This is a genomic window from Pseudoalteromonas sp. Z1A2, assembly GCF_011378755.1.
GTDB classification, from domain to species: Bacteria; Pseudomonadota; Gammaproteobacteria; order Enterobacterales; family Alteromonadaceae; genus Pseudoalteromonas; species Pseudoalteromonas distincta.
This window is the reverse complement of sequence record NZ_WTKX01000042.1, coordinates 1-20563: the sequence shown is the minus strand read 5'-3', so window position 1 is coordinate 20563 and position 20563 is coordinate 1. Positions and strand designations below refer to the sequence as shown.

Sequence of the window (20563 nt, the reverse complement as noted above, 5' to 3'; positions counted from 1 at the left end):
TTTTCATCACCTGCTCCGAATTTATCATTGAGCAGGTATTTTTAGATAATCAGAACATCGATGCTAGGTGTGGTTCGCTAGACGCTTACTTACTAATTACTTAACAAGGGCTTTTTATAATTGAGCGCTTAGAGTTTAGCGTCTAGCGCATCGTTCTTATTTACTCTGTACATCCAAATCTGGAAATACTCTGGAAACCTACACTTTACCTAGTCTAGAAGGCTTTTCCAGAAAAAGTGAAAAATAGCAAAGAAATTTGGACTTTTTTGAGGTCTGGAAAATAGTTTTCCAGATCTATTCATATTTAATATATCCTAATTTTGACAGTAGCTTTGTCTATCTTTTGATGATTAATTTTTATTATTTAAAGAGTATTTCTTTAGGGGAGCTAGTAAGTATTTCAGCACCCCAAATTAATTGTCATCAGGGAGTTTCATGTTGCGCATATGGTAAATTTGGTTTGCCATTAAGCGTGCCATTTCATTTACACTCAAAAAATCAATTCGTCCATTTGGTAGCTTTCTCATATTTTTTAATCCATCCATCGTTATATTCCCATTGAAATGACATTTACCGTGTTTCATTTGAACACTGAGATAGTGAAATCTCAACTCAAACTCTTCTCTAGTATGGGGAGTATCATATGTCTCAAGCTTCATAACTTCTCCAGTGTTAATTGTAGGTTATATGTGCAACAGTTTTGAAATCAATTTCTAACCGCCAAATAATGTTAGTGTTAATAGCGCGATAGAAAGACTTTTCATTTATAGCAAGGAAGCACCCTTCATTCATCGGTGCTCCTTTATAGTCATCCAATACACGACCTGACTTCCAGTAACCTCTTGTGATGTCAGAGCTATTAATATTGGTAATTTGCATAAAATGATATGCGGGGTTTGCAGGTGTAAACCCTCCAAAATATGCAGGATTGGCTACCACATTAGCGCAGGTGTCAAGGTCACTTACACTGGATTGATTGATTTGTTCGGTAGATAAAAATCTGCCAGAAATCAGTGGGATGCTTTGTTGTGACTCTGCAATATATGCTGTTAGTCTAACAAACTTTAGCTCACCTTCTAACAATAGTCTCTCACAGTAGTCTAAATAAACTTTTCCTTCATGAACTGGAGTAATTTTATTAGATTTAAACCATTTATCAACAGGAGAGTTAAAGTTGATGATGCGTTCTTTGGTTAGTGAATTAGGATTATATTGTCTAAATAGACTCCCTATGTATTCATAGTTCTTTTCAGACGCATTATCAGTAAGCGCTACTTGGAATACATAAAATACTTTATCCTTCCAACGTTGGGGAGGAGTAGTGCTACTAGAGTAACCTTCAGCCAATAACTCTTCCAACTCTAAAGCCTTTTCAATTGGTAATGGTGAGCAGATCTCCCTCATCATCTTTTCGGCTTTAGCTACGACTTCATTATTTATAGCACCATATTGAACAAGTTTATCCCACTCATACTTGATAGTCTCAGCCCATTCTGGTAACTCTATTTCATCATGATTTAAAGAATTATATTTATTAAAACGATGCCTAAGTATGTTTAATGCATCTTGTGCTGATTGAGATTCCTGTATTACAGCTTTATTAGCTAGTTTAGTTAAAACAGAATACCTCCCTGTGTGTCTACAGTTGTTTAATATAGATTCAAAATCTAGCGTGTCCGCAAGTTGATCCCATAACTTTAGATTAAAAGGTATTAGCTCAATTGCACCACAAATAATATCTGAGTGTGATCCTGAGTCCATAGAGAATGCTTTTGGGCTGAAAAATTTAATAAAAGAAGGATAAGATTTTGATAGCCAAGATGTTAACTCAGCTGCTTTTTCTCTTCTTAGCCAAGCAGGGTGGTTAAGAGTATGGCATAAAAGTTGTGTTAGACTTTCCTCAAGACTACTCCCCACTTTATTATTTGATTTTTCCTTTGTGTAGCTAGTAATGTATTCTGAAGTATCTCCGACTATTATATTGATATGCTCAATAGTATACTTTAGTAGTTTATTTTGTATGTCATGTGATGACCGCTTCCCCAGCCAATCAACTAGCCCTTCAGCTATTTGCCAGCGCTGAGTGTTTGTTTCATTTAAAATAAGTGAAGAAAATAGTTTTACTATTTCTGGGACTGAGTCGGTGGTTTGTGCCAATAGAAAACGACTTCTGCTAGTTGTTGATAGGCTTTCTCCCCAAATAGTCCAACCACCACCTTGCATTGCCTCCATCCCTGCTAAAATTTTACTTGTTGCACTCGAGAAATTATTTCGGCGAAGTAAACTCTCAGCGTTATCTAATAACTTCTCTGCAATTTGGGTTACTGACTGTTTACCAAATATACCAGGAATAACCATATCATCAGAGTTACGGCCTAAGTTTTCATCTTTATGCACATCAGCATTTGGAGCTAACGACTCATCATTATCTGTAATTTCCTCTTTTTCAATCTCATTGATCAGAGTTAATTCAGTTTGAAACTTTGTTTCAAACTGCTCTCTGAGTCCCTCGGAAATAATTGAAAAAATTGTATTAATAAACTGAGCTTTACTTAATTCGTCATTAAATTCTGACTCACAGATTATTTCTAATCTATCAAAAGCTTTACTCACTGAACTTTGGTCATCTGAAATATTATTTAAGATTAATCCATATGCTTGGGTAAAGCTGCTATAATGGCGATCGTCTCCAAATTGAAAACATTCTAGAAGAGCCCAGCAAAGCTGCCAGTCAGCAACTTTATAAATATTTTTAACAATCAATACTATGCAATCTTGCTCGTCAAGAGCATTGCCAGGAAAGCGAGATCCCCTAAGTTCATTGAGCCGGTCAATGTTATCTCGAGTGACTTCGATGTGCATCTGTTCTAATGTGCCATATGTTTGTGTAATAAAGTAATCTACAGCAATTTTATACTTACCTTTTACACACAAGGCACCAATAAGATCTCTTTTGGCGTATCTAACAAATCTTTGAAAAGTCATTTCTCCGCTAGCTGCGTCAAGTATACCTGCAATATCTTTGATAACTTCATGTTTTAAGTTCGAAGTAGTACTTAAAGATTCGAGTGCGGTAATGCATAAACCAAATTGGTCCTCTTTATACCAGCTTGGCCCCATTGAAAGAGATAAAACTCTCTCATAGGTTCTTTTTGCTTCCTCTTGTGCGTCTAATTTTTTATATAAAGCAATTATTTCTAAAAGCTCAGGGATCAGTTCATATCTATTTTTAAGATTTTGACTTACATACTTGTTCCATTGATGAACTAAATTGAAAACAAGATCTTCTGATTGAGAATCTATTTTTTTTCTCGTTAAACACTCAATCGTATTCTTAAGTATTCTTCTAAATCCCTCTGAATATATTCCATATTGAGTATCAAACTGAGTATTAAGATGGTTTATTAAATAGCTAATTTTGTTTTCAAAACTTTGAGATATCGTCTCAGCTAATTCCTTGTAAATTAGCGGGAAAATACCCTCAGGTATGTTATATGAATCTTGCCATTGCTCTCGCTCTGACAAAACAAACTTTATATTATCAATAACGCTTTTATTGAGTATATCCCATACATTTTCTAGCTCTTTAGCATCACTACTTTGATTGTATTTTCTTGCTTTGCCACTACACCAAGCAACTATTTTACAGATGGAGCTTATGCTTTCTTCCCAGTTGTTATTAGTGAATGGGATAAAATTCGGACATTTAAAGCAAGTTTTAGCATATGCTTTTAGTCGCCAGTCAGACATGTTTTGAATGAAAAGGTATTCATCACTCGTGATTCCGTCTTCTCCGATGAAGGTAAAGGAGCTCAACTCTTCAATTTCTTTACTAAAGGTTTCTATAATTTCTTTTGGCGCATTGAGAGTTAAAAGAGCGCTAGTAGCTACACTATTTAGTTTATTAACTCCACCACCACATTCAGCAATGATGGTTAGAAGGTCATTAAAAACTACTGTAAGTATACTTCTATTGGCAGTTAAGCCGTAATAGCGACATAACTCAAAATAAATAGGAATCGAGGATAAAATAATTCCTGTGTAGTCACTGATAGGACCTCGATAGATCTTGCGTAGCTCTGAAATAGGCACGTAGTGTTCCAGTAGGCACATTGCGGTTGCTTGGGAGTTAGCTACCATTTCGTTTTTGAACGCATCGCTATACTCTTTATTTTTTGCGTTGGATGAAATAACTTCCGACCAATAAAGTTGAAAGTTCACGAACTTCTTATAAGCGGATTCGTCACCAAGTCGAGTTTTAAGCATGAAAAGTTGAGAGTACAAGCTAAAGAAGTTCATAAATTCGTCATATGGAATCCCATCTCCACTTAATAAATTTTCAAACTTGTCCTCAATAAACATCTCTGTAGTTCTTGTTAGATTGAGAGCTTCTTGATTAGCTTCTTCATTCGAGAGGTGTAAAACTATTTTGAAAGATTCTTGAGGAGGTATTATTAACTGACCATACCTAACTACATGTTGCAAAACTTCTTCTTGTTTCCCAATAGAAATAAGTGCTCCAGCTGTCAAACTAGCTGATTGAGCAAATAAAACGCTATAGCGGAAATTAATTCTTTGGGACAATAATAATATTCGAACTGTTTCAGCTAAATCACCTAACAGTGTTGCAGCCTCTAAGGTTTTATGAATATCAATTTGCAAAGTGTCAGGCTCTACTCCTTGTAGGACACATTTATCTACCCAACTTTGATTACATAATAGAATTACATGAGATTTATCATCATTCTCTATCTTGAGGCCGTGATAAATTAAATTAAGTAAGCCGTATTGACTCTTTTGATTTTTTTCACAAAACTCAAATAGTCTCAGTTGAATACTCTTCTCAAGCAATTGAGTTTTTTCAACCAAAAAGTCTGAAAATGATGAGTGATAGACGGTTGTTTCATTCTCATTTAAAAGTAAGTGTTTTATTCTACTATGAGTACTTATTAGAATAGCTTGTTCGCTTTTATTTAAAATCTCCGAAAAGAAACTAATAGGAATCCCCCATCGTAATCGAGCAACAATTGCTAATAGATTTACCGCAGCTTCATCGTTTTTTAACTGTGACCAAAGTAAATCGTAGTAATTTCGGATTGTTCCATCAATCAGGGGGAAATCAGATAACTCTTTTTTAGTTAATCCTGAGTTTACTAGGTCTATTAAATAGCGAAGGTATAGAGGGTGTCCTTGAGCTCTTTCACAAATTAAGTTTACAGTTTTAGGTACTGCAAATTCATTATATAGGTTGGTATAGCAGAAACTTTGGGCTGAATTATATTTCAGGGGAGGGAGCGAAATACATAAACTTTTATTCAACCTTTGTCCCAATTGAGCTTCAAATTGTTCATAGTTAGGGGCTGCTAGAACAATAATCAAGCCTTTAGGTAGTTGTATTGGTAAAAGCCCAATGAACTTACTTAATAAAGCAGGGTCATGCCGAGAAATTTCGTCAAGCCCATCAATAAATAAAATACCTACTTTTTTATTTAAATCATATTTATTGCAAGCTATGGAAAGGAGCTGTTCTGTTTCTTTTATTAACCTGTGGTAATCATAGTTATCTGTCCTTATAGGAGTCCCGTTTATTAATTTTGATACTTGCATATTTAGCCAATTAAAGAACTCTATAGGCTGTGCTAGCTGTACTGCATTTTTGGACTTCTGACTTTGCGAAAAGCAATAAGTAGCGAAGTGTTCAAGTGAGTCATTCAATGGGGAGTAAGTATCACAAAAAGTGGATTTTCCTATCCCATGAGCGCCGTTAATGAACCTATAACTATTGCAATTTTTGGTGAGTAGTTCATCAAACTGCTTCACGAATTCAAATCGTGAAGCTATGGTTTCATTATTAGACAAACTTTCTTCTTGTGTTATTGGAATATCATTTTGAGCTAAAAAATGTCGTAGTGTGAAAGTTGAAATGACATGTAATGTTTTCTCAATTGAAACTCGAATTATTCCAACGCAAGCTTCATCGCATATTAAAGCAGCTCCAGAAAAGCCTTTATAACTACTTAGAGATAATTCTTGGTTAATACTAATTTCGATGTCAGATTTTAGTTTTGTAGCTTCAAAAGTTTGGATTATTTTTCCTTCTAAACGGTGACCGATTGTTAGTTTAGCTACTGGCCATCCATAAGAGTAGAACTTTGAACCATCTAGTGGCATCTGACAACTGATAGTTAACGGAGTTAAGTCGGGTTCTGAGTCGAGCTCTAATAGAGCTACATCTAAGCTCTCATCATAATCCAGCACTTTTGCTTTGTGAGGTAATTTGGTTGTGCCATATTCAAAAACAACATCAACCTCATTGTTACTCTCAGTCGGATCTTCCAAACAATGGCTTGCTGTCAATACTAATTTTGAAGACACAAGAAAGCCAGTTCCTGACTCCTCACCACATTGAATTCTACATGTCGCTGATTGTGCTGTTTTATCTAGCATCTTAATCCTTTTTGATATTAATCCAATTTGTAGCATTTTCTACAACTGTGAAAGTTGCTCCAGTGGTTGTTTGATAGTTTTTAAGCTTCCTAGATGCTGAGGTTGAATAGTTAAAGTAAATAGTTCTCATAAAATTCGCTTCTCTATCAACGATTGCACAAAGGGGTTCTAAATCGGGGTGATTATGATTTCCACTACCATTAGTTGAAATAAAAAATGCCGGTGCATCTATCAATTTTAGGAGCTCTGGGCTGGTGTTGTGGATACTACCGTGATGAGATATTTTTATTGCATCAAACTCTAAGTTATCGCCTTGAGCTTTCATTGCATTTAATTCAACTATAATATCTTCGGCCCAAGCGTCAGCTAGCATAAGTACTCTAACACCGTCTAACTCAATTATAGTTGCAATTGAACTTCCATTTGTTTTTGACTCATCAGGTGAGTATATATCCTCAAGCTTTATATTTTGGCCAGAAGATGTTAATTCTGGGAGCTTGGTATTTTCTTCTTGCCTATGTTCTAAGCTTAGCTCAAATGCATCATCGACAATTGTATTTGATGTAACAGATTCAGTAAGTCCATAACGCTTTAGCTCTTTTTTCCATGAGTGTAGAAGTTCTTGTAGTCTTAACTTTGTAGGGGTTATAACTTTTATTGAACCATTAGGAAGAGATGTGTATGAATTCTCTTCTACGCATATGTTTTTTAAACCATGTTTCTCATTCCAACAATATCGACCTTTATTTATCAAAGTTGCTAGTGTACTGCCTTGTCTAGCGCTAATTTCTTCTACTTGCTCAGTTTCTGCAATTAAATTCTTGGGGTGACCTCTTCTTATGAACGATTTCAGGATTTCTAAGCTTTCCTGTGAAATTTCAGAACTATTTGGTAATGAAAGGCTTCGAAGACTATTGTGCCAAACTTTTTTGATCGAGATAACTTTACTTAATATTTTACTTTCGTTCAGTAATAAAAGTCGGATAATTCCGCCAATATGATCAGCATCAATATGAGTTACAATAACTAAATCTAGAATATTACCTTTACTCGCTAAGTTATCGAGATCTTGTTTTATGTGTTTATCGAAGGTCTTTGCATAACCGCCATCGATCAAAATATTAGTATCGGAAGAGCAAATCAAAAATGCATCTCCATTTTCGGCTGGGTACATTTTAATTTTCACATTAATTTCCCTTTATTGATTTTTTTAATTCTTGTTTGTTAAAAATATACTCTCAGATCAATTGTTATAAAAGTTAATGTGTTGGCGCAGCACTTAATCCAAAAATATCAAGTTAGTATCAGGTTGTTTATTCTTAAACTTTAGTTATTTAGTTGATTTTTTGAGTTCCTTGATTAGCTCAAGCTTTTTCTCCGTGTCTAACTTTGATATTTCAATTACTAGCTCTGCTGTTGTCTCATCTTCACAGAAAAAATAATTCAATGGAACATTTAGTTCATCAGCGATCTTTTTTAGAGTCGTTAAATCTGGAATATGACGGCCTTTTTCATAGTGGTTCATGCGACCACTCGCTGAGTTTTCATCCATACCGATAAGTATCCCCAGCTGCTTTTGAGTAATACCTGACTTAGCGCGGGCTTGTTTGAGTCTAATTGGGATTGGATTTTGGAACACAAAAGTATCATTTTTTCAGTCTCTAATAGCTTAGATTGTCTAAGTTTTACAATAGTTTGTACACTTAGGAATCCTAAGTCTGATTTGTGGGTATGTTCTTAAAATCACTCTCAAGCATAAAACTTAGTATTTCTAAGTTTTGCATTGTTCTATATACTTAGCAACCCTAAGTTTTCTTAATTGTTGTAGTATAAGAAATGCCCCACGTTATCAAATTAAACCAACATATTTATTCCCTTTTGATCGAAAAAGAGTGCAATGGCTTTACAATTGTCGAGCTCAGGGATGAGTTATTAACCGTAACTGATACATATCAAGATATAGATGAGGCACGTAAATTCATTTATAGACAAACGACAGCTCTTGAGCGGAAGGAACTCCTAAATTCAAAAGGAAGTGGCCGCCATAAAAAATATTTTAAAACTGAGCTGTTTAATAACGCTACGTTTGTGGCGAAACAAGTTGTAATTGAAAAAGAAAAATCAATTAGCAGTCATACTAATAATCAAGCATCACCGCTTGTTGAAACTTTATTGAATGAAAAGAAACAGTTTGAGGCTGAGCTTGCGATTTTGTTAGGGGAAGTTGATGAATATAAAGCTCTACAAAAGCGATTCCCTGAGCACCTTAGCTTGTTTTATTCTGCATTAGACGATGCTAAAAATAATTCAGCGAAGTTATTAGGAAAAGTTAACGCTTTAACTAATATATTGGCCTCTTTGGATAATGGTGCACGGCAATGCTGAGAAGTTGGCAAAGGGAATGTGTTGAGTTAGCAGTAAAAAAATATACAGCTATTGATAAGCACTTTCTATGTCAGGCCACTCCTGGTGCTGGTAAAACAATAATGGCAGCTTCATTGGCCAAAACGTTATTTGATAAAGGAATGATAGATAGAGTGATCTGCTTTTCACCATCGGTTGAAGTGGCTAATAATATCAAAAGAACATTTGGAAAAATAATTGGGTGTTCGTTTGATGGCTCATTTACGGCTGTAGGTGCCTCTATGACTTATCAAAGCTTATGCTCTATTCCTGAAAGTACTTGGGATGGGCTTAGAAAGTATCGTACATTTTTTATTTTTGATGAAATACATCACTGCTCATTCTCGCAAGATAAATCTAAAATCAATACGTGGGGTGAGAAAGTTGTTTTCCATTTACAGGATATTGCAACTTACACACTTGCGCTATCGGGCACTCCTTGGCGCTCAGACGCCCTTCCTATTGCTTTAGTGAATTATTCTGACCCAGAAGGTGAGTTGATATGCGATTATCAATACAGCTTGAGTCAAGCTATTAGAGATAACGTCTGTAGAGAGCCAAAAATAGTTTTAGTTGATAGCAATAGTATTTCGGATGGCCAAGATACATATGGATCAATAGCTGAATTTGTTAAACAAGCTCAATCAGCGTACCAAGAGGTACTTAATAATGACTCTGCACTTAGGTATTTATTGAAGTTAGCCGTATTAAAACTGTCGGAGATAAGAGCTTCAAACCCGGCTGCCGGCGGCCTAGTTGTTGCGTCTTCAGTTAAGCACGCTGAAATGATAAACAGCTTATTAATTGAAGAATTTAATCAAACGTCAACCATAGTTACTTACTTACACGATAATTCAACACAGAAGATCAACTCATTTAAGTCATCTACTGAACAGTGGATCGTTAGTGTTGGTATGATCAGTGAAGGGACCGACATACCTAGGCTACAAGTATGTTGTCATTTAAGCTCTATAAAAACAGAGTTGTATTTTAGGCAAGTTCTAGGGCGCATTCTTAGGTCTGGCAAAGGTAAAGTTGAATTCGCCTGGTTATTCACATTTGCAGAAACAAGCTTAATTGAGTTTGCTGAGCGTATTAATATTGATATACCAGATAGTTGCTCTTATGTTGATATGGAATGTGACACAACTTTGGTGAGAAAAGATACATTTAGACCTTTAACATTGCCAAAAATAAACAGGGATAATAAGTTAAAAGAAAACCTTGATAAACTCGTTCTAGGGGGCCTAACTTCAGAGCGCGGTTTAGCTTATTATGAGCTGCTTTCAGGTTGTTCATTGAGCAGTATACAAATTAAATCACTTAGAACTAGAGTTATAGAAGCATTTTTATAGTTCCATAAAATGAGCCATATTCTGTTTATATTATCACTCTTAGTACATAAATAAGGCTAGCTTTTATTTGACTCTGCTAAGTAATGGGAAATTTTTTAGAGATAAGTATCGAAATTATTGCCTCAGCTACATCCTTGATTTCACCATATTATTAATTTCAGAAACAACTTTTAGGGTAATAAATTTATTCCAAATTTACTAACGACGAATGCAAACACTCCAAAAATAAAACAAGTTATTAAGGCGCTGAGGCCGAGTGATGGCCAAAAACCAAATCGGTGTAGTAATGATGGAAATATTAAAAACATCGGTAAGGTAGGCACAACATACCAAAATGTGTACCAGGCATGACTCGCAATTTTCTCTGGCGGCTGTTTTTCAACGTACAACCAAATCATCGCTAAAATGGTTACCAATGGAAGTGCTACAATTAGTGCTCCGAGTTTATCACTGCGCTTTGCGACCTCTGAAACCGCTACAACAATTGCTGCTGTCACTAAGTATTTAAAAATTATCCAACCCATGTATTACTTTCCTTTTTAAATAAAAAAATAAAAACCGATTGCCTATCGGTTTTTATTTTGCCATGATATGGCTATGTTGTTAAGAGATATTTGATTATGCAGTTAGGCGAATTAGAAAAACTAGTACTTCAATATTTGTGGTCTTCTAAAGAAGCGGATGCAAAGCATGTGCACAGTCGTTTAGGTAAAACACGTGGCTGCACTCTCAATACTATTCAAAGCACCCTTGAAAGACTTTATAAAAAAGGCCTTCTTAGCAGAACTAAGCAGGGTCATGCTTATAATTACCGAACTAAAGTTGATCGTAACTCGCTTATAGCTACTTTAATAAATGATATTACAGCTGACTTTGTTGAAGAGGGTGAAAACAGTTTAATTGCTGCATTTTCTTCTACTTCGACTAATTTTAATGATACACAATTAGATGAGCTCGAAAAACTTATAGAGCAGCAGCGAAAACTACGAAGCGGAAAAGTGTAAACATGATTGTTGGAAATTGGGCCGTGTTTTTAAATCTAGCGAGCGCAGCGGTGACCGCTTTTATTTGTGTGATCATATTGATTTCCTTCTTCCACACCTCGCTTTGTAAAAAACTTACTATTTTCCAGTTTACCGAGCGTAAGTTCATGCTTTGGTTAACTATTAGCAGCCCTTGGTGGATCTCATTATTGTGTGCAGCTGTATTTTGGCAGGCACATCAAAATCCAATGTCTAATTGGTGGCAAGGAGTCGCTCACTGGCATCACCTTGAGGTTTTCTCTGTATATAGTTGGCATTCGGTATTGCTTATATCGGCTGTTTGTTTGATGGCAAGTGCTAGCGTACATGCATTTTTTAGTCTTAATAGACATAGTTCAGCAATGAGCAGTCTGTTGGCTTTATCAAATACTCAACCTCACAAAGATTATCCAAACCAGTCTGTACACGTTATTGAACACCTTATACCAGAGGCATTTACTGTTGGTTTTTTCAATCCAAAAGTATATATAACCAGCGGATTACAAGCACTTGATGAAAAAACAGTACACATAGTCATACAGCATGAACTAGCACATTTAAAAGCCCGAGATCCGCTTTTTAAAACACTGTTTAGTCTATTTGGTTGGTGTTTTCCTGCGTCAACGCGCGCGGCGTTACAGCAATCTTATACGGCTTTAACAGAACAAATTGCTGATGTCGGTGCAACGCAAAGTTTTGATGGCTTAGATGTGGCTCAAGCACTTATTAATGTTGCTCGATTTCAACGACAACAACATATTACGAATGACAATATATACATGAGTCATTTTAGTAATGAGCAAATAACTCAGCGTATACAAACATTGTTAATGCCAATCTCCACTACGCCTAAGCTACTTTTAATGATCACTTTGTTTAGCTTTGTGGTTATCAGTTTATTCACACTGTCGACTGTCGATAGTGTCCACCATCTTATCGAAACTTTTTTCATCCACTAAGTAAGGATTAAAATGAAATCATTTAGTAGTCATTTCACCCACAAAAAACCGATTGGCAGTCGGTTTTTTGTGGGGGTATTGATGGCTTTTACAGCACTGCCGTGTTTTGCAAGTGCTGAGGCTTATCAAACATTAAATCTAAAGCAAGCCATCTCATTCACGCTTGCTAACAACCCGCAGTTACAGGGCTTCTTTTATCGAGATAAAGCCCAGCAAGGCAAAATAAAGCAAGCAAGTATAGGCCAAAGACCACAAATAGGCTTAATGGTTGAAGATGCTTTTGGGACAGGTGAGCATAGTGGTTTGCAAAATATGCAATCAACCTTAACTTTCTCTTGGCTGATTCAACAAGAGCAAATTGATAGTCGCGTAAAAGCAAGCCAGTCTGAACTTGAGCAGTTACGTTTAGATAAACAAATTATTGCACTTGATTTAGCCGCGATGACTGCGAAGCAATTTATTCAACTACTGGTGAAAGAAGAGGCACTAAAGCTCAATAAAATGGCAGTAAGACAAGCGAATGAAGTTGTAAATGCAATAGATAAACGAGTTCGTATTGGTCAGTCGTTGGCTATTGATAAAAATTTAGCCAAAGCTGAACTAATTAAACAAAAATTACTTGTCGAAGATCTTGAGCATGAAATAGCCAGCGGAAAATATCAGCTTTCAGCCTTGTGGGCAGAGCCTCGCACTGACTTTACACTTACAGGTAACTTATTGCAGTTACCTAAAATTGTAGATTTTCAGTCACAGTTCGAGCGCTTTAAAAATGCGCCTCGTTTGATGCAGTTAGCAAGTCAAAAACGTATTGCACAATCACACATTGAATTAGCTCAAATTGAAGCAAAACCACAATGGCAATTTACAACAGGCTTACGTCGTTATGAATCAACGGATGACTATGGGCTCGTGGCCGGTGTTTCTATTCCGTGGGGAGCATCTGGCAGCAATGCCGGAACGGTCGCTAAGTTACGTGCCGAGCAAGATGTATTAACAGCGCAAGCGAAGAGTTTAACTCAACAAGCTAATAGCCAGCTTTATGCTTTGCTTCAAGAAGTTAAGCATTCTGTTCATGTAATTACCACCTCAAAAAATGAAATCATTCCCACGCTAGAAACCGCGCTTACCCAAGCAAAACAAGCATTTAACGTTGGTAAATTGAATTACAACCAGTGGAGTAGCGTGCGTCAGGCGCAATTAAGCGCGCAATCAGAACTACTTAGCGCTTATGAAAGCTTACATTTACAACATATAGAAATTCAGCGTCTTACTGGCGCATCGATAGAACAATGAGATTATTTATGAAAACGACAAACTTTATTTCCTCCATAACCGTTGCCGTATTACTCGGCCTCAGCGCGGGGGTACATTTACCCGCTAGCGCAGTATCAACACCTACTACAGAGCAAGCAGAGCCTGAAAAAGGGCCGCATAATGGTCGTATGCTTCGTGAAGGAAACTTCGCATTGGAGTTAGCGATTTTCGAAACAGGCGTACCACCTGAGTTTAGAGTATGGTTAACAGATAATAAAAACCCAATTAATCCCGACGATGTTGAATTAACGGTTACGTTAACCCGATTAGGTAATGTGATTGATGATATTAAGTTTATTAGCCAAAGTGACTTTTTACGTGGGGATATGGAAATTTACGAACCGCACTCTTTTATTGTCACAGTAAATGCGAGCTACCAAGGAAAAACATATCGTTGGCAATACGATAACCTAGAGGGGCGAACAAAAATCGAACCCGCAGTAGTAGATGCAATGGCGATTGAAACTGCAATTGCAGGGTCTCAAAAGCTTCATCAAACGATCCCTGCTTATGGACAGGTTTGGTTACCGCCGAGTGCGCACCGCACTGTTTTTGCACGTTTTGAAGGTGTTATTACGCACTTAAATGTAAAGCTTGGCGATAAAGTAAATAAAGGCCAAACTTTAATGACGATTGAAAGTAATGAAAGTTTAAACCCCTATGAGATAAAATCGCCTATTGCTGGTTTTGTCGCAAAACAAATGGCTAATTCAGGTGAGCAAACGAATAACCGTGAACTGCTTGTTATCACAGACGCGAGTCAATCTGTCGTTAAATTAGCTGTCTACCCGAGCGATTACAGCAAAGTATCTCAAGGCACTCTAGTGAGCATTAAGGCAGAAGGTAGTCTTGTGAATATTGCTGGTAAGGTATCATTTATAGAGCCAAAAGTTAGAAGTGATCAGGCAAGAATGGTGTGGGTTACGTTGGCACAACAGACTGAGCCTTTGTTGGAAGGGAGTTTTGTTAAAGCCGATATTGAAACTGCTTCTTTTGAAGTTCCTTTAGCGGTAAAGAAAATAGGCTTACAGAGCTTTCGTGATTTTACGGTCGTGTATGCAAAAGTCGCTGATGAATATGAAGTCAGGATGCTTGAGCTGGGTCGTTCAGATGCAACATGGATAGAAGTACTAGGTGGACTGCCTGCCGGTACCGAGTATGTTACTGAAAATAGCTATGTCATCAAAGCCGATATTGAAAAATCTGGCGCGTCACACGATCACTAGGAGAGCGTAATGTTAGAATCGATTTTACGCTTTGCTATAAAGCGCAATATCCTCGTTCTTGTCATGGTATTAGCCATTGCAGGATTAGGCTTATGGAATTTTACTAAACTGCCTATTGATGCAGTACCTGATATAACCAATGTTCAGGTTATGATCAACACCGAAGCGCCAGGCTATACGCCGTTAGAGGTTGAACAACGCGTTACTTTCCCCCTCGAAAACGCACTTGCGGGGTTACCAGGACTTGTAAACACACGCTCAGTGTCTCGTTATGGTTTATCTCAGGTTATTGCTATTTTTGCTGATAATACCGATGTTTACTTTGCTCGTCAGTTGGTTAATGAGCGGTTGTCTAGTGCACGTTCGGAGTTGCCGATAAACCTTTTACCTGAGCTTGGTCCCATTGCTACTGGATTAGGTGAGATTTTTATGTTTACGGTTGATGCTGTGCCTGGTGCTAAAAATCCCGACGGTAGTGATATAACCCCCATTGATTTACGAACAGTACATGACTGGACAATTCGCCCTCAATTAATGCGGGTACCAGGTGTTGTTGAAGTAAACCCTATTGGTGGTTACGAGCGTGAAATTCTCGTTGCGTTTAAACCTGAAAAACTACTGGCTTATAATCTTACCTCAGCAGATGTTGTTGATGCTATTGGTCAAAACAACCAAAACCAAGGCACCGGATTTATTGAAAAAAGCGGTGCGCAATGGTTAATTCGTGTCCCAGGTCAGGTTGCTGGTTTAACTGAAATCACTAATTTACCCATCAAAACCATAGACGGCAGTGCAGTGTTTATTAAAGATGTTGCCACTATAAGTGATGGCAAAGGATTGCGTACTGGTGCTGCTACACAAAATGGCCGCGAAGTGGTGATGAGCACCGTGTTCATGTTAATAGGTGAGAACAGTCGCACAGTTGCACAAGGCGTTGGTGAAAAGTTAAAAGAAATCAATGGCAGTTTACCCGAAGGTATAGTTGCAAAAGCCGTCTATGACCGAACTAAACTGGTAGATAAAACGCTTAATACTGTTCAAACTAACCTGCTCGAAGGGGCCATTTTAGTTATTGTTGTATTATTTATATTACTGGGGAATTTCAGAGCCGCATTTTTAACGGCTTTAGTGATCCCATTTGCAATGTTGATGACAATAACCGGTATGGTACATACGCGAGTCAGTGCAAACTTGATGAGTTTAGGGGCATTAGATTTTGGTCTATTGGTTGATGGTACGATAATTATCGTCGAAAACTGCTTACGTCGTTTAAGTATGAGAGGTGATACCCCTCTTTCTTTAAAAGCACGTTTAGACATTGTTTTTACGGCTACACGAGAGGTTATTCGACCCGCTTTATTCGGTGTATTCATCATCACCGTTGTTTATTTACCTATTTTCGCGCTTGAAGGCGTTGAAGGAAAAATGTTCCATCCAATGGCATTAACGGTTGTGATTGCTTTGCTTTGTTCAATGGCGCTTTCGATCACATTTGTGCCTGCAATGATCGCCCTATTATTTAAAAAGCCAATTAAAGAAAAACCTAATCATATTATGCTGGGGTTAAGTCGTATTTATAAGCCGGTACTCTCATTAGCATTAAAAGGCCGCTGGGCTGTGGTGCTAATAACTTGTTTACTCGTAACATTCTTTGGTTATCAAGCGACACGCTTAGGAAGCGAGTTTGCACCAAATCTTGATGAAGGAGACATTGCCATGCATGCGCTTCGTATTCCTGGTACATCATTAAGCCAAGCGATTGAGCTACAAAAAGTGTTGGAAGAAAAAATTACGCAGATGCCTGAAGTAGAACGCGTATTTGCAAAAATTGGTACCGCGGATGTAGCAACAGATGCAGTACCACCTAGCGTAGCTGATAACTTTATTATTCTAAAACCACGAGATCAGTGGCCAAACCCAAATAAATCTAAAGCTCAAATAGTAGAAGAGTTAGCTGCACTAGTCGAGCCTATTCCAGGTAACAGATATGAATTCTTACAGCCAATTCAAATGCGTTTTAATGAATTGCTTGCCGGCGTTCGCGCAGAATTAGCGATTAAAGTATTTGGTGATGACTTTGAAACACTCGCTACGTTAGGAAAAGAAATTGAATCTGCGATTGCAAATGTTGATGGCGTAGCTGATTTGATGGTTGAGCAAACAACAGGTCTACCTATGCTTGAAATTATACCCAATACTGAAAAGCTAAGTCAGTTTGGTATAAGCAAAGCACAAATTCAGTCACAGTTAGCTACCGCATTAGGAGGAGCTATCGCAGGCAAGTTTTATCAAGGCGATATTCGTTCTGATATTGTCGTTCGTTTAGAAGAAGTGCAACGTAGTAATGTTGAAAAGTTGGGTTACTTACCTATTAACTTACCAAATGGAAGCTCTATACCATTACAAGAATTAGCTACCATCAAGCTAACTAATGGTGCAAATCAAATTAATCGTGAGAATGCCAAACGGCGTATTGTAGTAACCACTAATGTTAGAGGGCGAGACTTAGGAAGTTTTGTTGGTGAGATTCAAGCGACTATTGAAAATGAAGTTACGATCCCTTCCGGCTATTGGATTGAATATGGAGGAACGTTTCAAAAGTTACAATCGGCCTCTGAGCGGTTAAGTGTGGTTGTGCCAGTTACATTGTTAATGATTATAGGTTTACTTATTTTAGCCTTAAACTCACTTAAAGATGCTGCAATTATTTTTACCGGTGTGCCTTTAGCGCTTACAGGTGGAATTGCAGCATTGTTGTTGCGTGATATTCCATTTTCAATATCTGCTGCTGTTGGCTTTATTGCTTTATCTGGTATCGCCATATTAAATGGCTTGGTAATGGTATCGTTTATTCGTGAGTTACGCAGCTCAGGGATGGGGCTTAATCAAGCGATAACAGAAGGGGCATTAACTCGCTTACGTCCAGTTATAACTACAGCACTGGTTGCCTCATTAGGATTTATACCTATGGCACTTAATACAGGAATTGGTTCAGAAGTACAGCGACCTCTAGCGACCGTGGTGATTGGTGGCATCATTTCATCGACCTTACTAACATTATTTTTGATCCCCGCACTCTATCGACTTTTACACAAAGAAAAGGAGTCTATTTTGACTGAAAGTGAAACGTTGGAGCGATCTGATGCCAACTAAAATAATAAACTTTAGCATAGTGATTTTAATGCTTATTTTGGCTTTATTAAGCTTTGAGGCATTAGCACACGGAGTCGATGATAGTACTCGCGCTTTTTTAGAGCAAAACCAAGGTGTACAGTTTGTGCCATTTATTTATATTGGGGCAAAACACATGATCACCGGTTACGACCATATATTGTTTTTAATCGGTGTGATCTTCTTTTTATATCGCAGCAAAGATGTATTGCTGTATGTCACCATGTTCACCATCGGCCACAGCACAACCTTACTACTTGGTGTGCTTGGCGATATTCAGATTAATGCCTATTTAATTGACGCTATTATCGGTTTTTCAGTTATTTATAAGGGCTTTGATAACTTAGGTGGGTTTAAGCGTTGTTTTAATTGGCAGCCAAATACAAAAATGGCTGTGCTTATTTTTGGTTTGTTTCATGGCTTTGGCTTAGCAACCAAGTTACAAGAGTTTCAATTACCCGAAGATGGATTACTGACAAATTTAATTGCCTTTAACATTGGCGTAGAACTTGGCCAATTTTTAGCGCTCGCAGTTATCTTAATTGCCATTAATGTGTGGCGTAAACGGCCGTCATTTCATCGTTTTTCAACATTTATCAACGGTGCGTTAATGAGTGCCGGCTTAATGCTAGTCGGCCTTCAATTAACCGGCTATATAATTAATTAATTTAGAGAAATATATGCAACATACAGTTAGTTCAAAAACACTTATAAAAGCCAGTATCACCGCTTCATTAGTTGCGATAATCGCCTTTGTGCTATTTATCCTTCCGGCAGAATATAACATTGATCCAACCGGGCTCGGTAAACAACTGGGCGTTACTAAAATAGCTCAGACATCAGCGCAAAAACCACTTAAAACATCAGATTCATTGCAAGTGGGCAGTGATGAGTTTCAAACAATTGAAGTCACTATCCCTGCAAATCGCGGGGTTGAATATAAATTTGAGATGCAACAATATGAAAAAATGACCTACGAATGGATGACCGATGGCGCTTCTTTACATTTTGATTTACACGGAGAGCCAGCAGGAGACACAACCGGTTACTTCGAAAGCTATGCAATTGCCAATTTAAGCGAAATGAAGGGCAGCTTTACCGCCCCATTTGGGGGCTCACATGGCTGGTACTGGAAAAACAACTCAGATAACCCCGTAGCTATACAGCTTTTAGTAAAAGGACAATATAAAGTAATTGGCTTAAAACAATAAACTTAAAACTTAATAGGAGAAAACAATGAATAGATTAATTCCAATAGCATTAGTTTGTATTTCATTAATGAGTACTGGTGTTCTAGCACATAGTGATCATGGTCACGTTAGCGATCAACAAGCTATTAGTATTGCAGCTAAATCAATAAAGAAATTGGCCTTTAAAGACTATGGTTTTGAGGTTGGAAAACTAAATGATTCTTGGAAAGGTATTTCTTCAGAAGCATTTACTGTCGTAAACGAGAGCGATGATACTTATATTATCCAAGCATCAAATGATAGTGAACAAGTTTATTTCAAAATAGCTAAAAATGGTCAGCTTGTAGATGTAAAATCGAAAAACGATTTCTAATCTAATTGTTAATTGGCACTGTGAGTTTTTACAGTGCCAATTAACTATTTATCGTCAAAAACACTTTTAGCTATTTAGCAATCGAAGTTGGTGAGGTCTTCGAAGTGTCAGAACAGATTGATGCTGGACTCAAAGAGATAATTCAGACTTTAGACTGGGTCAGGTACCCCCATAAATAAACTGTTCATTATATTTTTAAATTAAATACTTTACCTTCTACCTGGCAAGCATCCATATCCCAGCAGCGATCATAAACAGGTTTTCTGTAAGTGAAATAAAGCCTAACGGTACATTACTATCACCGCCTACACATGCACATTTGAGTTCGCGCTTATCTATATATACGGCTTTAAAAACAGAAACAGCACCAACACCACCAATAAATAATGAAATAGGAGCAATACTATATGCTGGCAACCCAGCTATCATTCCAATACCAACAAACGCTTCTAAAAATGGGTAAACATAGGCATACCTCACTACTTTCATCGCCACTAAGTCATAAGTGATAAATGAATTTGAGAAACTAAATAAATCTTGAAGTTTTTGTATTGCCAACACAGCCATAGTTAACGCAACAAATAGCTCCACGGTTTTCATGGAAATTAATCCATGACCCATTGCAAAACTAAATGCCAAACTTAGTAAAAATGCGACCGCGAAGATTGCAATAACCGGGGTGTAAGTTGTACCTTGCTGTCCAGCTTTTGGCTTATCAAAGTAATCACGTAAGTCGTCATAACCACCGATACGTTTATCAGCAATAAATGTTTGTGGTGTGGTCTCTACGTTGTGCTTTGCTTTAAATTTATCTGTTTGTTCACGAGAAGATAATAAGTGATCATTAACATCATAACCCTCGCGTTCTAGAAGGTCTTTTGACTTTAAGCCAAATGGGCAAATATGCTCATCTGTTGCCATTCTATAAAGCTCTGCTGATTTACTCATGTTTAGCTCCCTTTTACGTATTCTTATAAAATTTTACTTAGCATTAAAATCCGGTACAGCTCTAGATTGTGCTTGTTCCTGAGTTTCTGCTAGGCCATTTTTTTCTATATCGTTCAGTAACCACTGCATCTCTTTAATCTCACGACGCTGTGCTT

The 20563-nt window shown here is 37.3% G+C and carries 16 protein-coding genes and 1 pseudogene; 10 read left to right on the top strand and 7 right to left on the bottom strand.

Annotation, left to right across the window (positions count from 1 at the left end):
• Positions 1–413: 413 nt before the first annotated feature.
• The 4 genes from avs1c to GQR47_RS19250 all read right to left on the bottom strand — a co-directional run bounded on the left by avs1c (position 414) and on the right by GQR47_RS19250 (position 8086).
• Positions 414–659, bottom strand: a complete 246-nt coding sequence (avs1c, locus tag GQR47_RS19265) for an AVAST type 1 anti-phage system protein Avs1c (RefSeq protein WP_165724367.1) — start codon at positions 657–659, stop codon at positions 414–416.
• A gap of 13 nt (positions 660–672) precedes the next feature.
• Complete coding sequence (avs1b, locus tag GQR47_RS19260; RefSeq protein WP_165724365.1) at positions 673–6447, bottom strand: AVAST type 1 anti-phage system protease Avs1b; 5775 nt, start codon at positions 6445–6447, stop codon at positions 673–675.
• 1 nt (position 6448) lies between these two features.
• Complete coding sequence (gene avs1a / locus GQR47_RS19255) at positions 6449–7633, bottom strand: AVAST type 1 anti-phage system MBL fold metallo-hydrolase Avs1a (RefSeq protein ID WP_165724364.1); 1185 nt, start codon at positions 7631–7633, stop codon at positions 6449–6451.
• Between the two features lie 144 nt (positions 7634–7777).
• Positions 7778–8086 carry a helix-turn-helix transcriptional regulator gene (locus GQR47_RS19250; RefSeq protein ID WP_165724362.1) on the bottom strand — a complete coding sequence of 103 codons (309 nt, stop codon included), beginning with the start codon at positions 8084–8086 and terminating at the stop codon, positions 7778–7780.
• A 197-nt stretch (positions 8087–8283) separates the two neighbouring features.
• On the opposite strand from GQR47_RS19250, the gene GQR47_RS19245 reads away from it, so the two are divergent.
• Entirely contained in the window at positions 8284–8832 is a 549-nt protein-coding gene (locus GQR47_RS19245) for a hypothetical protein (protein ID WP_165724360.1), read from the top strand.
• Positions 8826–10205 carry a DEAD/DEAH box helicase family protein gene (locus tag GQR47_RS19240; protein ID WP_008467184.1) on the top strand — a complete coding sequence of 460 codons (1380 nt, stop codon included), beginning with the start codon at positions 8826–8828 and terminating at the stop codon, positions 10203–10205. The genes GQR47_RS19245 and GQR47_RS19240 overlap by 7 nt, the downstream gene beginning before the upstream one ends.
• A gap of 170 nt (positions 10206–10375) precedes the next feature.
• Here the strand turns inward: GQR47_RS19240 and GQR47_RS19235 are convergent, their stop codons facing one another.
• Positions 10376–10729 carry a DUF3147 family protein gene (locus tag GQR47_RS19235; protein ID WP_008467186.1) on the bottom strand — a complete coding sequence of 118 codons (354 nt, stop codon included), beginning with the start codon at positions 10727–10729 and terminating at the stop codon, positions 10376–10378.
• Positions 10730–10825: 96 nt separating this feature from the next.
• Between GQR47_RS19235 and GQR47_RS19230 the strand changes: the two genes are divergently transcribed.
• The 8 genes from GQR47_RS19230 to GQR47_RS19195 are packed head-to-tail and all read left to right on the top strand — an operon-like array spanning position 10826 to position 19460.
• Positions 10826–11209, top strand: coding sequence for a BlaI/MecI/CopY family transcriptional regulator (locus GQR47_RS19230; protein WP_008467191.1), 384 nt, complete (start codon positions 10826–10828; stop codon positions 11207–11209).
• Positions 11210–11211: 2 nt separating this feature from the next.
• Positions 11212–12186 (top strand): M56 family metallopeptidase, encoded by a 975-nt coding sequence (locus GQR47_RS19225; RefSeq protein WP_008467193.1) that lies wholly within the window; start codon positions 11212–11214, stop codon positions 12184–12186.
• Positions 12187–12198: 12 nt separating this feature from the next.
• Positions 12199–13479 carry a TolC family protein gene (locus tag GQR47_RS19220; protein WP_008467195.1) on the top strand — a complete coding sequence of 427 codons (1281 nt, stop codon included), beginning with the start codon at positions 12199–12201 and terminating at the stop codon, positions 13477–13479.
• Positions 13480–13487: 8 nt separating this feature from the next.
• Positions 13488–14726, top strand: coding sequence for an efflux RND transporter periplasmic adaptor subunit (locus tag GQR47_RS19215; RefSeq protein ID WP_008467197.1), 1239 nt, complete (start codon positions 13488–13490; stop codon positions 14724–14726).
• Positions 14727–14735: 9 nt separating this feature from the next.
• Positions 14736–17879 (top strand): CusA/CzcA family heavy metal efflux RND transporter, encoded by a 3144-nt coding sequence (locus GQR47_RS19210; protein WP_165724358.1) that lies wholly within the window; start codon positions 14736–14738, stop codon positions 17877–17879.
• Positions 17869–18564: a HupE/UreJ family protein gene (locus tag GQR47_RS19205; protein ID WP_165724357.1), complete on the top strand. Its 696-nt coding sequence runs from the start codon at positions 17869–17871 to the stop codon at positions 18562–18564. Before GQR47_RS19210 ends, GQR47_RS19205 begins: the two co-directional genes overlap by 11 nt.
• Positions 18565–18577: 13 nt before the next feature.
• Entirely contained in the window at positions 18578–19108 is a 531-nt protein-coding gene (locus tag GQR47_RS19200) for a hypothetical protein (protein ID WP_165724355.1), read from the top strand.
• 25 nt (positions 19109–19133) lie between these two features.
• A complete protein-coding gene (locus tag GQR47_RS19195) occupies positions 19134–19460 on the top strand; it encodes a DUF6488 family protein (RefSeq protein WP_016900200.1) in 327 nt (108 codons plus the stop codon).
• Positions 19461–19676: 216 nt separating this feature from the next.
• On the opposite strand, the gene GQR47_RS19190 is transcribed toward GQR47_RS19195, so the two are convergent.
• Both GQR47_RS19190 and GQR47_RS20555 read right to left on the bottom strand, forming a co-directional pair.
• Positions 19677–20408 carry a glutaredoxin gene (locus GQR47_RS19190; RefSeq protein WP_016900199.1) on the bottom strand — a complete coding sequence of 244 codons (732 nt, stop codon included), beginning with the start codon at positions 20406–20408 and terminating at the stop codon, positions 19677–19679.
• Between the two features lie 33 nt (positions 20409–20441).
• Positions 20442–20563, bottom strand: a pseudogene (locus GQR47_RS20555) (DUF305 domain-containing protein); the annotation flags it as partial.

What these genes read in the sequence shown, in the direction of transcription:
- GQR47_RS19235 (WP_008467186.1), bottom strand. Translation starts at nt 10,729, where the DNA reads ATGGGTTGGATAATTTTTAAATACTTAGTGACAGCAGCAATTGTTGTA.
- GQR47_RS19205 (WP_165724357.1), top strand. Translation starts at nt 17,869, where the DNA reads ATGCCAACTAAAATAATAAACTTTAGCATAGTGATTTTAATGCTTATT.
- GQR47_RS19245 (WP_165724360.1), top strand. Translation starts at nt 8,284, where the DNA reads ATGCCCCACGTTATCAAATTAAACCAACATATTTATTCCCTTTTGATC.
- GQR47_RS19215 (WP_008467197.1), top strand. Translation starts at nt 13,488, where the DNA reads ATGAAAACGACAAACTTTATTTCCTCCATAACCGTTGCCGTATTACTC.
- avs1c (WP_165724367.1), bottom strand. Translation starts at nt 659, where the DNA reads ATGAAGCTTGAGACATATGATACTCCCCATACTAGAGAAGAGTTTGAG.
- GQR47_RS19200 (WP_165724355.1), top strand. Translation starts at nt 18,578, where the DNA reads ATGCAACATACAGTTAGTTCAAAAACACTTATAAAAGCCAGTATCACC.
- GQR47_RS19210 (WP_165724358.1), top strand. Translation starts at nt 14,736, where the DNA reads ATGTTAGAATCGATTTTACGCTTTGCTATAAAGCGCAATATCCTCGTT.
- GQR47_RS19190 (WP_016900199.1), bottom strand. Translation starts at nt 20,408, where the DNA reads ATGAGTAAATCAGCAGAGCTTTATAGAATGGCAACAGATGAGCATATT.
- GQR47_RS19220 (WP_008467195.1), top strand. Translation starts at nt 12,199, where the DNA reads ATGAAATCATTTAGTAGTCATTTCACCCACAAAAAACCGATTGGCAGT.
- avs1b (WP_165724365.1), bottom strand. Translation starts at nt 6,447, where the DNA reads ATGCTAGATAAAACAGCACAATCAGCGACATGTAGAATTCAATGTGGT.
- GQR47_RS19240 (WP_008467184.1), top strand. Translation starts at nt 8,826, where the DNA reads ATGCTGAGAAGTTGGCAAAGGGAATGTGTTGAGTTAGCAGTAAAAAAA.
- GQR47_RS19230 (WP_008467191.1), top strand. Translation starts at nt 10,826, where the DNA reads ATGCAGTTAGGCGAATTAGAAAAACTAGTACTTCAATATTTGTGGTCT.
- GQR47_RS19225 (WP_008467193.1), top strand. Translation starts at nt 11,212, where the DNA reads ATGATTGTTGGAAATTGGGCCGTGTTTTTAAATCTAGCGAGCGCAGCG.
- GQR47_RS19195 (WP_016900200.1), top strand. Translation starts at nt 19,134, where the DNA reads ATGAATAGATTAATTCCAATAGCATTAGTTTGTATTTCATTAATGAGT.